General features: G+C 39.3%; 16 protein-coding genes. 5 read left to right on the top strand and 11 right to left on the bottom strand.

The annotated features are described in order from the left end of the window. Positions 1–97: 97 nt before the first annotated feature. The 10 genes from tehB to ybeY all read right to left on the bottom strand — a co-directional run bounded on the left by tehB (position 98) and on the right by ybeY (position 7,723). The gene (tehB, locus tag ACXYSM_RS03015; RefSeq protein ID WP_458634311.1) at positions 98–958 is read right to left on the bottom strand and encodes an SAM-dependent methyltransferase TehB; all 861 of its coding nucleotides are present in this window, start codon (positions 956–958) and stop codon (positions 98–100) included. A gap of 14 nt (positions 959–972) precedes the next feature. Further along, positions 973–1,440: an SsrA-binding protein SmpB gene (gene smpB / locus ACXYSM_RS03010; protein ID WP_458634310.1), complete on the bottom strand. Its 468-nt coding sequence runs from the start codon at positions 1,438–1,440 to the stop codon at positions 973–975. Further along, entirely contained in the window at positions 1,403–3,745 is a 2,343-nt protein-coding gene (rnr, locus tag ACXYSM_RS03005) for a ribonuclease R (RefSeq protein ID WP_458634309.1), read from the bottom strand. Before rnr ends, smpB begins: the two co-directional genes overlap by 38 nt. A gap of 215 nt (positions 3,746–3,960) precedes the next feature. After that, entirely contained in the window at positions 3,961–4,194 is a 234-nt protein-coding gene (gene secG / locus ACXYSM_RS03000; protein WP_373074236.1) for a preprotein translocase subunit SecG, read from the bottom strand. Positions 4,195–4,233: 39 nt separating this feature from the next. After that, positions 4,234–4,383, bottom strand: a complete 150-nt coding sequence (gene rpmG / locus ACXYSM_RS02995; protein WP_007519517.1) for a 50S ribosomal protein L33 — start codon at positions 4,381–4,383, stop codon at positions 4,234–4,236. Positions 4,384–4,466: 83 nt separating this feature from the next. Next, positions 4,467–5,060 (bottom strand): dephospho-CoA kinase, encoded by a 594-nt coding sequence (coaE, locus tag ACXYSM_RS02990; protein ID WP_458634308.1) that lies wholly within the window; start codon positions 5,058–5,060, stop codon positions 4,467–4,469. Next, positions 5,060–5,884, bottom strand: a complete 825-nt coding sequence (gene mutM / locus ACXYSM_RS02985; RefSeq protein WP_458634307.1) for a DNA-formamidopyrimidine glycosylase — start codon at positions 5,882–5,884, stop codon at positions 5,060–5,062. The genes coaE and mutM overlap by 1 nt, the downstream gene beginning before the upstream one ends. A gap of 48 nt (positions 5,885–5,932) precedes the next feature. Beyond that, the gene (gene era / locus ACXYSM_RS02980; RefSeq protein ID WP_458634306.1) at positions 5,933–6,832 is read right to left on the bottom strand and encodes a GTPase Era; all 900 of its coding nucleotides are present in this window, start codon (positions 6,830–6,832) and stop codon (positions 5,933–5,935) included. 17 nt (positions 6,833–6,849) lie between these two features. After that, positions 6,850–7,245 carry a diacylglycerol kinase family protein gene (locus ACXYSM_RS02975; protein ID WP_004252647.1) on the bottom strand — a complete coding sequence of 132 codons (396 nt, stop codon included), beginning with the start codon at positions 7,243–7,245 and terminating at the stop codon, positions 6,850–6,852. Then, entirely contained in the window at positions 7,226–7,723 is a 498-nt protein-coding gene (gene ybeY, locus ACXYSM_RS02970; protein WP_458634305.1) for an rRNA maturation RNase YbeY, read from the bottom strand. Before ybeY ends, ACXYSM_RS02975 begins: the two co-directional genes overlap by 20 nt. A gap of 104 nt (positions 7,724–7,827) precedes the next feature. Between ybeY and ACXYSM_RS02965 the strand changes: the two genes are divergently transcribed. Both ACXYSM_RS02965 and ACXYSM_RS02960 read left to right on the top strand, forming a co-directional pair. Then, positions 7,828–9,480, top strand: coding sequence for an Rqc2 family fibronectin-binding protein (locus ACXYSM_RS02965; protein WP_458634304.1), 1,653 nt, complete (start codon positions 7,828–7,830; stop codon positions 9,478–9,480). Between the two features lie 62 nt (positions 9,481–9,542). After that, a complete protein-coding gene (locus ACXYSM_RS02960) occupies positions 9,543–10,403 on the top strand; it encodes a YitT family protein (RefSeq protein ID WP_458634303.1) in 861 nt (286 codons plus the stop codon). Positions 10,404–10,463: 60 nt separating this feature from the next. On the opposite strand, the gene nox is transcribed toward ACXYSM_RS02960, so the two are convergent. After that, positions 10,464–11,843, bottom strand: coding sequence for a H2O-forming NADH oxidase (gene nox, locus ACXYSM_RS02955; protein WP_458634302.1), 1,380 nt, complete (start codon positions 11,841–11,843; stop codon positions 10,464–10,466). Between the two features lie 318 nt (positions 11,844–12,161). Here nox and ACXYSM_RS02950 point away from each other — a divergent pair, with 318 nt between their 5' ends. The 3 genes from ACXYSM_RS02950 to ACXYSM_RS02940 are packed head-to-tail and all read left to right on the top strand — an operon-like array spanning position 12,162 to position 14,981. Then, positions 12,162–13,082, top strand: coding sequence for an FAD:protein FMN transferase (locus ACXYSM_RS02950; RefSeq protein ID WP_458634697.1), 921 nt, complete (start codon positions 12,162–12,164; stop codon positions 13,080–13,082). A 34-nt stretch (positions 13,083–13,116) separates the two neighbouring features. Beyond that, the gene (locus tag ACXYSM_RS02945; protein ID WP_004252640.1) at positions 13,117–13,722 is read left to right on the top strand and encodes an NADPH-dependent FMN reductase; all 606 of its coding nucleotides are present in this window, start codon (positions 13,117–13,119) and stop codon (positions 13,720–13,722) included. 17 nt (positions 13,723–13,739) lie between these two features. After that, the gene (locus ACXYSM_RS02940; protein ID WP_458634301.1) at positions 13,740–14,981 is read left to right on the top strand and encodes an NAD(P)H-dependent oxidoreductase; all 1,242 of its coding nucleotides are present in this window, start codon (positions 13,740–13,742) and stop codon (positions 14,979–14,981) included. Positions 14,982–15,054 lie beyond the last annotated feature (73 nt).

Below are 15,054 nucleotides of genomic sequence, written 5' to 3'. Positions count from 1 at the left end.
CTCCTACTTCTAGTATAGCATAAATTGAGATTTTCCTTTCTTATTAGGGTAACAAATAAGGAATAGAAAACTACTGCTCTCTATTCCTTTTATACATTTATTTTACTTTTTTAGCCAACATCGTTGCAAAGCGTAGTTGGATACGATTTCCGTTTTCATCACGACGGTGGAGATGACCAGGATTTTCATTGTACTTCACTAATTCCCAGTCCTTGTAGTAATTTGCCAACTCACCCTCTTTGAAGGTAAAGGGGAAATTAACAGAACATGGATAATCTTCCGTATCCATGGCACACACAATCAAATTGTAACCTCCAATTGAGGTTTGTTCCTGCATGTTTTGAATAATAGCTGGAATGCGATCTGCTTGTAAAAACATAAGAACAACCGTTGATACGATAAAATCATAAGTTTGTCCAATGCTAGTCGAATTGATATCGTAGAGACCTACAGGCATTTCTATATCTTCTTGCTCCACAATGCTTTGCAAGATTTCAAGAGATAGCTCATTTTGATCTACAGCTGTGACATCAAAGCCTTGTTGAGCTAGAAAGAGTGCATTTCTTCCTTGACCACATCCTAGGTCTAGTGCCTTACATGGTTTTACTGTATCCATAGCTTCTAAGACTTCCGAATGGACTGGATTAGTATTGTATTTCTTGGGGAAATAATCCTCTGCTTTACAATAAAATTCCAAGTACCATTCTACATCGTCTGTTGCGGCCTCTACTCGGTGCCAGGCTTGCGGTTGCGCCATAGGGTTATCAGCACCTGCTTCAAAGAGGTGCTCAGCTATAATTTCTCCCTCCTCGGTCAACTCAATAAACTTAAGAGTCCCTTTTAATACGGTAATCTTGCCCCAGGTTCCGACCTTAGTATTGTGTTTTCTTTGAACAGCCTCTGGCATGGTGTCTTTATTCCAGACAGGCATGCGTTTGTAGGCAACTAGTTTTTCCATATTCTTCACTCTTTCTATCGGTGGTTAATAGCTTTCATGACACGCGCAATATCACGATCTTGTTCACGACGTTTAATTGACTCACGTTTATCGTAATCATGCTTCCCTTTAGCAAGTCCTAAAAGTAACTTGGCATAGCCATCTTTGATATAAACTTTAAGAGGAACCAAGGTCATCCCTGTCCCTTTGGTTTCTTGCTCCAATTTCTGGATTTGTTTCTTATGGAGCAGGAGTTTACGACGACGTTCGGGTTCCTGATTCCAGATATTTCCTTCTTCATAGGGTGCAATATGCACATTGCTCAGCCAAACTTCCCCATTTTTCACTTGGGCAAATCCATCCTTCAGATTGATGCGAGCAGCTCGAACACTCTTGATTTCTGTTCCTGTCAGGACCATTCCTGCTTCTAGCGTATCTACGATTGTATAGTCGTGGTGCGCCTTTTTATTTTGCGCGACGACCTTTCCCTCGCCCTTTGCCATGCTTGGCTCCTTTCTTTGCTACTTCCTTGTAAAAAGGTTTCTTGCTCTTTTTCTTCTTGTCTTTTGGAGAATGCTTGCGCTTATCACCTAAGCGACCAGATTTTCTCTTGTCTTCTTTCTTATCTGAACGACGCCCTCTATCCTTACGACCAGAGCCTTTCAAACCTTTTTCAATGATATCAAATTCACTTGGAATAAAGGAGAAATCGATCTCACCAGTCATCTTATCGGCTCTTTCGACACGAATACGTATCTGTTGTCCCACTCGGAAGGTAATACCTGATTTCTCCCCACGGAGGGTTAAATCGCGTTCATTAAAATGGTAAAATTCAGGTAGATTGGTAATGTGAATCAATCCCTCAACTGTATTTGGTAATTCAACAAAAAGACCAAATTTAACAATACTTGAAACAACTGCATCATACTCTTCACCAACGTACTCTTCCATGTATTCAGCTTTTTTCATGGCTTCGACTTCACGCTCTGCCTCGATAGCACGTCGCTCACGGTTGGAAGACTGGGTCGCAATCTCTGGAATAACCTGTTCAAAATGCTCTGCTACATCCTTAGAACGTCCATAGTCACGAATCATCCGGTGAACAAGAAGGTCAGGATAACGACGAATGGGGCTGGTAAAGTGAGTGTAGTAGTCTGCAGCTAATCCATAGTGACCGTGATTATGTTCAGAATATCTAGCCTGCTGCATCGAGCGGAGAAGCATCATGGACAATACATCCGCATATGGCTCGCCTTCAACAGCACTCATGATGTCTTGAAGGGCTTCCTGGCTTATCTCACTGGCAGTCCCATAGATTCGTAATCCAAAACTTGAAGCGTAATCAATAAATTTCTGAACTTTTTCAGCTTTAGGCTCCTCGTGAATTCGATAAATAAAAGGAAGTTCCAGCTTGCTAAAGTGCTCGGCAACTGTTTCGTTAGCAATCAACATAAAGGACTCAATCATACGTTCAGCAACACCACGATGACGAAGAACAATATCAACTGGCTTGCCTTTTTTATCGACTAAAATCTTAGCTTCATTGGTATCAAAATTTAAAGCACCACGCTTAATTCGCATACTTTCCAAAGTCTCATGGAGTTTGGCCATAAGTTCGATACTAGGAACAATTTTCTTATAGTCTTGTCTCTTCTCCTCGTCACCTGCTAGGATGTCATTGACATCACTATAGGTCATACGGAAACTTGTCTTGATAACAGTCTGTGTAATCGTATAATTACGAACACGACCATGTTTATCAATTTCCATAATAGCAGACTGGGTCAAGCGGTCCACTTGAGGGTTAAGAGAACAGATACCGTTTGAGAGGCGCTCTGGCAGCATTGGGACCACACGGTCTGTCACATAGACAGAGGTCGCACGATTGAGAGCTTCTTTGTCAAGAGCAGAACCCTCTGTCACATAGTAAGAGACATCAGCGATATGAACTCCAAGTTCAAAATTTCCATTTTTCAATGGTTTGATATGAACAGCATCATCCAAGTCTTTTGCATCAGCCCCATCAATGGTAAAGGTAATTTCATCTCTTAAGTCCAGACGACCTTCCAGATCCTTCTCTGATGGAGCGTCTGGCACATTTTCTGCCTCTTTGAGAACAACCTCTGGAAACTCAGATACAATGTCCATTGATTCCAAGACCTCGAGGACATCAATTCCTGCATCTGTAGAATGTCCAACCACATCTAGCACACTAGCGACAAAGAAATCGTGTTTCTTACTTGGGTACTTATCGATAAAGACCTTGAGAACTTCTGTACCGTCTAATTGAATAGCTGGCTTCTTAACGTAGATTGGTTGACTAATCTTTTGATTTTTTGAACGGATGTAACCTGCATACTTGGGTTTTTCCTCATCAAGAACGATTTGACCAACAACCGTCGTCAAACTGTGTTCTAAAATATCGATAATTTTTGCTTCAGCTGCAGTTCCTTTTTGGCGATCCGCAACCTTCTTGATTATAATTTCAACAGTATCGCCATCAATAGCATAGTTAACATCATTTTTTCCTACAAAAAGATCGTCTTCCTCGCCTTCAAGACTAACAAAGCCGAAGCCATTTTTATGGGCATGAAAAGTTCCTTTAAGAGTAATCTCGTGTTTCTTCTTTTGGTCCAAGGTGAGACTACCATCTTCTTCAAAGCGAATTTGGTGCTTTCTCTCCATCAGGGACAAGGTTTTAATGAGCTCTCGAAAGTCCTTGGAACCATCCTTTCCAAGAGCTTGGGCCAAGTCATTGACAGTGACTCGTCCCTTTTCTTTTAAATATTCTTTTATTCTATCTTTCATGTTTTCTTTCTAGATTGTTAAATTTTTTTTAGTGTAAAACCTTCTCAAACATCACTTAATACTCAATAAAAATCAAAGAGCAAACTAGAAAGCTAGGCGCAGGTTGCTCAAAACACCGTTTTGAGGTTGCAGATGTAAGCTGACGTGGTTTGAAGAGATTTTTGAAGAGTATAAAAATAAAAATAGGCAAAGACCTAGTCCCGCCCATTATTTTCTTATCTACTTGATAATATCGTCAATGCTAAGGCAATGGCTAGCCAGAAAAAGACTAAGATTCCTGTCAAACGTTGCATTACGGCTTCAAATCCACGCGCTTTGCTACGTTCAAACAAATCACCTGAGCTGGCATCAAATACATTGCTAGATTGATTTTTAGTTGGTTGCATAAAAATTGCAATCACAATCACAACAGATAATACTAATAAAATGGTTAATAATAGGTTATACATATCAAACTCCTTAAAATCCCTATTATTCTACCATAATTTCTACTTAGATTCAAGATGTAGAGTCACTTTTCTTTCTTTGGGACAATACTTTAAGACTTCAATCTTATCTGGATGAGTTTTGGAGTTCTTACTGGTTAGATAATTCATGCTGCCACAAGAGGAGCATTTTAGATTAATTTTTACACGCACTAGATTTTTTGTATTTGATACTATTTCAATCTAAGATGATTTGAACAAACAATACCAAAATTCTCCTTTCTAACAATGTTAATTTATAGACACATTTCTTCAAGCAACTTAACTACTTGAGCTATCAACTGTTCCCGATTTCCATTATTATCTAGACTGTGACTAGCCAGACTAATTTTTCTTTCTAAAGGCCATTGAGAGTTTAAACGGGATTCAGCTGCTTCTTTTGAAATTTGGTCCCGTTTCATTAATCGCTCCAATTGAACATCACGATTTACATAGACTAGCCAAGTTTCGTCAAACCATGAAGCATAGTTCTGCTCAAAAAGCAGGGGAATATCAATGAAAAAGAGAGCTTCTGTCTGAGCCAACTGATTTCGTAATGCAGCTAACTCCTCACGAATAATCTCGCCTTGGGTTCTCTTAGACCATTCTTGCACTTCAGGATTTGAAAAAATAAGGCTAGCAAGCAAGGGGCGATTCAGTTCACCATTTTCAAGAAGGATTTTCTCCCCAAAATGCTCCACTAAAACCTGATAGAGTCGTCCACCAGGTTTTTGTAGTTGGTGGACGACTGCATCCGCATCTACAACTTGAAACCCTTTTTGTCTTAAAAATTCTGTGACAGTGGACTTCCCTGACGCAATACCACCGGTGATTCCGATTATTTTCCCCATCACTTCCTCCTTTGACACTTAGGACAAAAGTGGGTTCCACGACCACCTAGTTGAATTTTTTCGATGATGGTTTCACAACGCGAACAAGCTTGACCTGCCTTGTCGTATACTTGATGGAATTCCTGCATGGTGCCATCTTCTCCAAATGCATTGGTATAAGTACGAATTGTTGAACCACCCTTTTCAACCGCCTGACCTAAAACATTGATCGTTTCATCATGGACTTTTCTAGCCTCTTGTGCTGTTAAACTATTAGAGGTTCTAGAAGGATGGACTTTCGCTCTCCAAAGAACTTCATCAACATAGATATTTCCCAACCCTGCAACCAAAGTCTGGTCGAGAAGATGCGATTTGATTGGTTTTTTAGATTTTTTCAAGGCAAGTTTAAAACTCCCTAAATCAAAATCCTTCTCAGTCGGTTCCGGACCAAGTTTTTTTGAAATAAAGTAAGAATCCAAGAGTTCGGGTGCTAACAGTTCCAAGGTACCAAATTTACGGACATCCTCATAGACTAAAGTTCCGCCATCCTCAAAATGAATCAAAACATGGGCGTGTTTACGTTCTGGCACTTGGTCTGGGTAATAAAAATACTTGCCTTCCATTCTCAAATGAGAGATTAGAACTTTGTCGGATAAATAGAAAAGTAAATACTTGCCACGACGTCCCATTGATTGAATGACTTGACCAGGCATTTCCTTTTGAAATTCATCCAAATCAGTTTTAATCATCTTGGGGTAACGAATGTCAATGTTTGAAATCTTCTTCCCCAGAATTAATTTTTCCAGACCACGTCGGACAGTCTCAACTTCTGGTAATTCAGGCATAGTTCCTCCTTCTTTAAAAACAAGAAGCAGGCTCCTGCCCACCTCTTCTTAATATTCTTTTTCGTTGTAACCAAAATCGGCAAGATCTAATTTCTTATCGCGCCAATTTTTCTTAACCTTGACCCATGTTTCTAGGAAGACCTTGTCTCCTAGCATGAGTTCGATATCTTTACGAGCCATGGTTCCAATTTTCTTGAGCATGGAACCGCCTTTACCGATGATAATCCCTTTTTGGCTGTCACGCTCGACCATAATGGTCGCTCGGATATGAACCTTGTCAGTCTCTTCATCTCGTTTCATAGAATCAACCACTACTGCAACTGAGTGTGGAATTTCCTCACGCGTTAAGTGTAACACTTTTTCACGAATCATCTCTGATACTAGGAAACGTTCTGGGTGATCGGTGATTTGATCTGATGGGAAATATTGGAAACCTTCTTCTAAGTTTTCGCTCAAAATATCAATCAAACGCGAAACATTATTTCCTTGAAGGGCTGAAATCGGAACAATTTCCTTAAAGTCCATCTGATTACGGAAATCATCGATTTGAGCCAAGAGTTGATCTGGATGAACCTTGTCAATCTTGTTTACCACGAGAATGACTGGTACTTTAGCAGCCTTGAGGCGTTCGATGATCATATCGTCACCCTTCCCACGTGGTTCATCTGCCGGCACCATAAAGAGAACCGTATCGACTTCCCGAAGAGTACTATAGGCCGACTCTACCATGAAGTCTCCAAGGGCTGTCTTAGGTTTGTGAATCCCTGGCGTATCGATAAAGACAATCTGTTCCTTATCGGTCGTGTAGATTCCCATAATCTTGTTGCGCGTTGTCTGCGCCTTATCACTCATGATGGCAATTTTTTGCCCCATGACGTGGTTCAAAAAAGTTGACTTCCCAACATTGGGACGTCCTAAAATAGCTACAAAGCCTGATTTAAATGTCATAGTTACCTCTATAATGTTTAAAATAGCAAATCCCAAATCCTAGGGATGAAAATGATAAGTCCAGTCACTGCAGCAAATAAAGACACAACAAGAACTGCACCTGCAGCCATGTCTTTAGCCTTCTTTGCAAGCATATCGAAGTGATAATGGCTAGCCAAATCCACTACATTTTCAATAGCAGAATTCAAAATCTCAAAAGCAATTACTAAAAAAATGCTTAATAGGAGAAAGAGCCATTCAATTCTGGAAACTTGAAAAACAATGCCTGCAAGTAGAACTAAGAGAGAAGTCACTGCATGCTTTCTCATATTACGCTCTTCTTTTATGGCAGTAAAAATACCTGTCAGGGCAAAATCTAAACTTGAAAGCAAGTCGCGATTCTTCCATTTTCGTTTATTGTCTTGTGAGTCCATAGGCTGTTAAAATTTCTTCTTGTAAACCGAACATCTCCGCTTCTTCTTCCAGAGTGTAGTGATCATAACCGTTTATGTGTAAAAAACCGTGCACAGCTAAAAAGCCCATTTCACGTTCGAAACTATGACCGTACTCTTCAGCTTGCTCATGCGCTTTATCAATTGAAATGAATAACTCGCCGATATAAGAATCAAATTCTGACATCATTTCTGCTAAGTCAGGATCTTCTGCCAAATCCTCTTCGTCAAAGGTAATCTCTAATTCAGGTTTATATTCAAGGCTAATAACATCTGTTGGACGGTCAGTAGCACGAAACTCTAGATTGAGTTCATGGCTCCGTTCATTGGTCACAAAAGTTACTGCCATCTCCTTGTCTTCTTTTCCTAACTTTTTGGCAGCAAATTCCAAAATTTCTTGAGTTTGCTTTAAAATTTCTTTAGAAACCTGACCAGTTTCATCTACCATTTCAATATACATGCGTTTCTCGATTCTCTTTACTTGGCTTTATTATACCATATTTCTATGATTTTATTCTACCTTTTTGATATAATACTATGGAATACATTCAAGAGGAGAAAACAATGTCATTTGATGGATTTTTTTTACACCACATGGTTGAGGAATTGCGAGCTGAACTACTAAACGGTCGCATTCAAAAGATTAATCAACCCTTTGACCAAGAATTGGTCTTACAAATCCGTAGCAATCGTCAAAGTCATCGCTTGCTCCTTTCTGCGCATCCTGTATTTGGACGCATCCAGTTGACAGAAACGACTTTTGAAAACCCTGCTCAACCTTCTACCTTTATCATGGTTTTAAGGAAATATTTACAGGGTGCTGTTATCGAGTCTATCGACCAGATTGAAAACGATCGAATCGTTGAAATCACTGTTTCTAACAAGAATGAGATTGGGGACGATATTCAAGCCACCCTCATCATTGAGGTTATGGGTAAACATAGTAATATCCTCCTCGTAGATAAGTCTAGCAGCAAAGTTCTTGAAGTTATCAAGCACATTGGTTTCTCTCAAAATAGTTACCGTACACTCCTACCTGGTGCAACTTACATAGCCCCACCAAGTACAGAGGCCCTCAATCCTTTTACCATCAAGGATGAAAAACTTTTTGAAATCCTACAAACACAGGAATTGACAGCTAAAAACCTTCAAAGCCTCTTTCAAGGTTTAGGCCGTGATACGGCAATTGAATTAGAGAATTTATTAACTGATGATAGGCTTTCTAATTTTCGTGACTTTTTTAAGCAAGAAACCAACCCATGCTTAACTGATAAGTCTTTTTCTTGTGTCCCTTTTTCAACTAAAATTGAAGGACGTTTTTCAAGCTTATCTCAACTTCTTGATGTTTTTTACAAGGATAAGGCAGAACGCGATCGCGTCAAACAACAGGCTAGTGAACTCATTCGTCGTGTTGAAAATGAACTACAAAAAAATCGTCAAAAGCTTAAGAAGCAAGAAAAAGAACTACAGGCTACTGAAAATGCTGAGGAATTCCGACAAAAAGGTGAGTTACTAACGACTTTTCTTCATCAAGTTCCAAATGACCAAGACCAAGTTGTCTTAGACAATTATTACACCAATCAGCCAATTACAATCGCGCTTGATAAGGCCTTAACACCTAGTCAAAATGCTCAAAAATACTTTAAACGATATCAGAAGTTAAAAGAGGCTGTGAAATATCTGACTGAATTAATCGAAGAAACAAAATCTACTATTCTTTATCTGGAAAGCGTTGAGACAGTTCTCAACCAAGCTGGATTAGATGAAATTGCTGAAATTCGTGAAGAATTAATTCAAACAGGCTTTATTAGAAGACGCCAACGCGAAAAAATTCAAAAGCGTAAAAAGCCAGAGAAATATCTGGCTAGCGATGGGAAAACCATTATTCTCGTTGGACGAAACAATCTTCAAAACGAGGAATTAACCTTTAAGATTGCGAGGAAAGAAGAACTTTGGTTCCATGCTAAGGATATCCCAGGAAGCCACGTAGTCATCTCAGGCAATCTCAATCCTTCTGACGAAGTCAAGACGGATGCTGCAGAACTCGCAGCCTACTATTCGAAAGGACGTCTTTCTAATCTCGTTCAAGTGGATATGATTGAGGTTAAAAAACTCAATAAACCGACTGGTGGAAAACCTGGTTTTGTTACCTATACCGGTCAAAAAACTCTTCGTGTTACACCTGATTCCGAGAAAATTGAATCCATGAGGTTGTAATATCAGTCTTATTTTAAAAATATTATTACTTCACTTTTACACAAAAATAGGAGGGGAGCTCAATGCTACGGCATATTAAACCAACTATAACTATTATATTCGGAGCTGCTATCTTCGCCTTCGGACTTACTTATTTTGTTGTTCCACATCACTTGTTCGAAGGTGGAGCAACAGGGATAACCTTGATTACCTATTACCTCTTTAACATCCCTATTTCGCTGATGAATATCTTGATTAATATCCCTCTCTTCCTACTAGCTTGGAAAATATTTGGACTAAGATCACTATATTCCAGTCTACTTGGAACCATTGCCGTCTCCGTCTGGTTAGCTATCTTTGAGAAGATTCCTCTTCAGTTTAACCTTGAAGGAGATCTCGTTGTGGTTGCTTTAGTAGCTGGTGTCCTCCTAGGTGTTGGACTTGGTGTTATTTTCAACGCGGGTGGAACAACTGGTGGTACTGATATCGTCGCTCGTATCCTTAATAAATACACCAATATCTCTGTTGGAAAATTGCTTTTTGGACTTGATTTTCTAATTCTGATGCTGATTTTAATCATCTTCCAAGACCTACGTCTTGTAACCTATACTCTCTTATTTGACTTCATTGTCTCTAGAGTTATCGACTTGATTGGCGAAGGTGGATATGCTGGAAAAGGATTTATGATTATCACTCAAAAACCGTTGGAATTAGCCGATAAAATTAACAAAGAACTCGGTCGTGGTGTTACCTTTATCTCAGGACAAGGCTACTATAGCCAAAAGGACTTAAAGATTATTTACTGTATTGTCGCAAGAAATGAAATCGTGAAGATGAAAGAAATGATTCATACAGTTGATCCGATGGCCTTTATCACTATCACGGAAGCTCACGAAATCCTTGGAGAAGGGTTTACTTTCCCAGCAAGAGACGAGGTTTCTTAACCTTAAAATAAAAAAGTAACTTCAATAGTTGAAGTTACTTTTTTATTGACATATCATCAATTATTTTTCTGCTGTAAGTGCAGCCATTGTGATGTAGTTGTATGGTTTATTGAAGTGTGGCAAGAAGAATAGGTCTGTCAATGCTAATTTATCAATTGTAACGTGTTCTTGAATAGCAAGTGAGAACATGTGAATTCCCATGCTAATTGCTGAATCACGAGATACCATTTGAGCACCAAGGATTTCACGGCTGTCTTTATCAAAGACAATCTTGATAGCTACTTCATAGTTGTCATGCTTCATAAATTCTGGTTTTTGAAGGTCGTTAAATCCAGTTTCAGTTGCATTGTAACCTGCAGCTTTTGCTTTTTCAAGTGTCAAACCAGTTGAAACCATGTGAAGACCATAGATTGAGATACCGTTTGATCCTTGAACACCGATTCCTTCAAGCTCATGTCCACAAGCGTTGTAAGCACCAACGATACCAGTACGAACAGCGTTTGAAGCAAGAGCGATGTAGCTAGTGTCTTTACGAGCGTTGTCATAAACAGTTGCACAGTCACCAACAGCATATACACCTGGGATAGATGTTTCTTGTTTCTTGTCAACAAGGAAAGCACCGTTACGGAAGAGTTCGATTTTACCATCAGCAAGTGCAGTGTTTGGACGGAAACCAACTGCAAGAACAACCATATCCACATCAAATGTTTCTTTGTCTGTGATCAAGCGTTCAACTTTTCCTTCACCTTCGATAGCTTTAACAGTTTGACCAAGTGCCAAACGGATGTTGTGGTCTTCCAAGTTTTTAGCCATCATTTGTGTGAAGTCTTTGTCATAGTATCCGTTCAATACAGTGTCAACGATATCAACAAGTACAACTTCTTTTCCAAGACGTTCGAAAGCTTCAGCAAGCTCAACACCGATGTAACCACCACCTACAACAGCGATACGCTCAAGGTGTTTGCTCTTGTCAGCAAGTTTTTCGATAACTTCTTCTGCGTTTTGGTACAACTTAACAAATTGAACATTTTCAAGTGTTGCTTTGAATTCGCGGTTGCCCTTAACGATTTCAACACCTTCGATTGGAGGCAAGATTGGAGTTGAACCAGTCGCAAAGATCAATTTGTCATAAGACTCTTTGTGTTCTTGACCTTCAACCTCTGCAGTTACAACTTTATTGTCATAGTCGATTGAAAGAACTGGTGAGTTCATGTAAATTTTCGCACCTTTAGCTTCAAGCGTTTCTTTATCAGAGTAGAACAAGCCTTCAGGACTGTCGATTTGCTCACCGATCCAAAGAGCCATTCCACATCCAAGGAATGAAATATTTGAGTTTTGGTCAAATACAACGATTTCGTTTTCGTTTCCAAAGTTATCCAACATTGTGTTGATACATGCAGTTCCAGCGTGGTTAGCACCCACGACTACGATTTTACTCATAAGATAAATCCTACCTTTATTTTTTTATTTACCTTTCAAGTATACCATTATCTGTGAACGTTTTCAAGACTTTTAACCCGTTTGATGTTATTTAAGAAAGTTTTTGAAAGATATATCAATTTGTTTTCAAAGAGTCCTCATTGATTTGGAGCTGTTTTTATTTTTTTAAGCATATTTCTTGACTTTTTGTAAAAAATTATTTGTGAAAACGCTGACTTTATGATATTCTATTTATATGGAAATAAATTATAAATTCTTAATTTCTTTTTAATTTAAGATTTGTAGCTATTTCCGAGTGATTTGAAGGGAGTTGATTCTTTGCCTCTTAGTTCATCATCTGAGCGATTAATGGGAACTACGATTACTATTTCCTTAGTACATGAACAAGCCGATAATCTTCTCCGTCAAGCTTTTGATTTGCTAAAGGAACTTGAATTCCGCTTCAATGCTAACAGTACTGAATCTGAATTAATGGAAATTAACTATCAGGCAGGTATTGCCCCAGTTAAAGTCCACCCTGATTTGTTTGAGCTGATTTCATTAGGTCTAGAACACAGTCTAGCACCTAAAAGTCATCTCAATATTGGTATAGGGCCTTTGGTTCAAACCTGGCGTATCGGTTTTTCCGATGCAAAGGTTGCAAGCCCTGAAGAAATTGCTTCAGCCTTAGCACTAATAGACCCTCATTTTATTAAACTCGATTCAGTCAATTCTACAGTTTTCCTAGAAAAAAAGGGAATGAAAATTGACTTAGGGTGTTTAGCAAAGGGGTACAGTGCAGATAAGGTTGCAGCTTTCTTAAAAGAAAACGGCGTCACTTCTGCTCTTATCAATCTTGGAGGAAACATCCTTACAATTGGGAACAACCAATTAAAAGATGAACGTCCGTGGCAAATCGGCATTCAAGATCCAAATAATCCACGCGGTAATCACCTGATGACCTTGTCTATTACTGGAAAATCAGTGGTTACATCTGGGATTTATGAACGGCATCTTGAAATCAATGGCAAGGATTATCATCACATTTTCGATAGTGAAACAGGCTATCCTATTGAAACGGATTTAGCTAGTTTAACCATTATATCTGAACGCTCTGTCGATGGCGAGATATGGACCACACGATTATTTGGCGAACGTAGCGCCTCTATTATGTGGCAAGTCGAAAATATTGATGGTATCGAAGCCATCCTCATTGACAAAGATGGACGCTTAGCTTGTTCATCTGGTATCCAACGATAAATCATTAATAATGCAAAAAGAGAAAGGAAAGCCCATGCTTAAACTTATTGCTATTGTAGGAACTAACTCAAAACGTTCCACAAACCGCCAACTGCTTCAATATATGCAGAAACACTTTGCTGATAAAGCAGAAATCGAATTGGTAGAAATTAAAGATCTACCTGTTTTTAATAAACCAGCTGACAAACAAATCCCAGCTGAAGCTACGGAAATCGCTGCTAAAATCGAAGCTGCTGATGGAGTTATTATCGGTACTCCAGAATACGACCACTCAATCCCAGCTGTTCTTATGAGCGCTCTTGCTTGGATTTCATATGGTGTATTCCCGCTTTTGAACAAACCTGTCATGATTACAGGTGCTTCATATGGTACACTCGGTTCATCACGTGCTCAATTGCAACTTCGTCAAATTCTTAATGCTCCTGAAATCAAAGCAAATGTTCTCCCAGATGAATTCTTGCTTTCACATTCTCTTCAAGCATTTGATCAAAATGGTGACTTGGTAGATCTTGATGTCATCAAGAAATTGGATGCCATCTTTGATGACTTCCGTATCTTTGTTAAAGTTACTGAGAAATTGCGTAACGCACAAGAGCTTCTTCGCAAAGATGCTGAAGATTTTGATTGGGAAAATTTGTAAGATAGGAGATCGAAAGAATGAAATTTGTTGGACTTGTTGGATCAAACTACGATCAATCATATAACCGCAAACTCTTGGAGTTCATCCGCCGTCAGTTTAAATTTAAATTTGAACTAGAAGTTTTGGAAATCGATGAAGTTCCAATGTTTAACCAAGACGAAAAATGGGACGAGAGCTTCCAGTTACGCCTTCTTTACAACAAAATTACTCGAGCTGATGGTGTGATTATTGCTACTCCAGAGCACAACCACACTATTTCTGCTTCACTTAAGTCAGTCCTTGAATGGCTTTCATACGAAGTTCATCCATTTGAAAACAAACCAGTTATGATTGTGGGTGCTTCATACTACGATCAAGGAACTTCACGTGCTCAAGTTCACCTTCGTAAAATTCTTGATGCACCAGGAGTAAATGCCTACACATTACCAGGTAATGAATTCCTTCTTGGAAAAGCCAAAGAAGCTTTTGATGCAAAAGGAAATATTATTAACGAAGGAACTGTTAAATTCCTTGAAACTTGCTTAGATAACTTTGTCAAATACGTAGGAGTCGTATCTAATTTGAAAAAACCAAAACCAATTGAACCAGAAGACTTGGATTGTGGAAAACCAATTGCCACAACTATTACAGAAGTTGACCCTGATGATCCACAATGGGTAGAAAAAGTTGCAGAAATCACAGGAGCTGTATCAGGTGATACATACGTTAAACTTGACCATGGTATCCTTACAGTTAACCAAATCGATATGTTCTTGAAAGCTATGCCTTTTGAATTGACATACGCTGACGATAACAATCAATTCCTCTACTACAACAACGCTCACCAAGACCCTGATACAATGTTTGCGAAGCGAGTTCCTTCCCAATCAGGCGGTCGTATGTCTACTCTTCATGATTCACTCCCTCCAGCACGTATGAAAAACGTTGAGTGGGTTATTGGTACGCTTCGCAATGGCAACCAAGAATACGTACGTACAATTGTTCCTGGTTCACCTGCAGGTGTTATCAATACTCACAACTACCAAGCTATGTACTATCCTGATGGATCATATGCTGGTATCAATGAAATTGTCTTTAACTTCCAACCATGGCTTGACTGGTACTTGAAAGAAACTGGTCAACGTTTGGTAGGCGGTAGCGGACCTTTTGCTCCTGCTGCTGGAGGTCACGGAGATGCCGATGCTACTTCTGGCGCTTCTGACTCAGCCGATGGCGGCCACGGTGGTGGCGCAGATGCTACTTCTGGTGCTAGTAACTAATAACTAACAAAAAGGAACCATTTTGGGTTCCTTTTTAATAATAGAAATCTAGGTTCGCACACAAACCGAGAAT

Source organism: Streptococcus sp. V940, from assembly GCF_054353495.1.
This window is presented reverse-complemented; position numbering and strand designations above follow the sequence as displayed.

Excerpts from the sequence above, each read along its gene's own strand:
- rnr (WP_458634309.1), bottom strand. The coding sequence starts at position 3,745 with ATGAAAGATAGAATAAAAGAATATTTAAAAGAAAAGGGACGAGTCACT.
- nox (WP_458634302.1), bottom strand. The coding sequence starts at position 11,843 with ATGAGTAAAATCGTAGTCGTGGGTGCTAACCACGCTGGAACTGCATGT.
- mutM (WP_458634307.1), bottom strand. The coding sequence starts at position 5,884 with ATGCCTGAATTACCAGAAGTTGAGACTGTCCGACGTGGTCTGGAAAAA.
- smpB (WP_458634310.1), bottom strand. The coding sequence starts at position 1,440 with ATGGCAAAGGGCGAGGGAAAGGTCGTCGCGCAAAATAAAAAGGCGCAC.
- ACXYSM_RS02965 (WP_458634304.1), top strand. The coding sequence starts at position 7,828 with ATGTCATTTGATGGATTTTTTTTACACCACATGGTTGAGGAATTGCGA.
- tehB (WP_458634311.1), bottom strand. The coding sequence starts at position 958 with ATGGAAAAACTAGTTGCCTACAAACGCATGCCTGTCTGGAATAAAGAC.
- era (WP_458634306.1), bottom strand. The coding sequence starts at position 6,832 with ATGACATTTAAATCAGGCTTTGTAGCTATTTTAGGACGTCCCAATGTT.
- ACXYSM_RS02975 (WP_004252647.1), bottom strand. The coding sequence starts at position 7,245 with ATGGACTCACAAGACAATAAACGAAAATGGAAGAATCGCGACTTGCTT.
- secG (WP_373074236.1), bottom strand. The coding sequence starts at position 4,194 with ATGTATAACCTATTATTAACCATTTTATTAGTATTATCTGTTGTGATT.
- ACXYSM_RS02960 (WP_458634303.1), top strand. The coding sequence starts at position 9,543 with ATGCTACGGCATATTAAACCAACTATAACTATTATATTCGGAGCTGCT.
- ACXYSM_RS02945 (WP_004252640.1), top strand. The coding sequence starts at position 13,117 with ATGCTTAAACTTATTGCTATTGTAGGAACTAACTCAAAACGTTCCACA.
- coaE (WP_458634308.1), bottom strand. The coding sequence starts at position 5,060 with ATGGGGAAAATAATCGGAATCACCGGTGGTATTGCGTCAGGGAAGTCC.
- ACXYSM_RS02940 (WP_458634301.1), top strand. The coding sequence starts at position 13,740 with ATGAAATTTGTTGGACTTGTTGGATCAAACTACGATCAATCATATAAC.
- ybeY (WP_458634305.1), bottom strand. The coding sequence starts at position 7,723 with ATGTATATTGAAATGGTAGATGAAACTGGTCAGGTTTCTAAAGAAATT.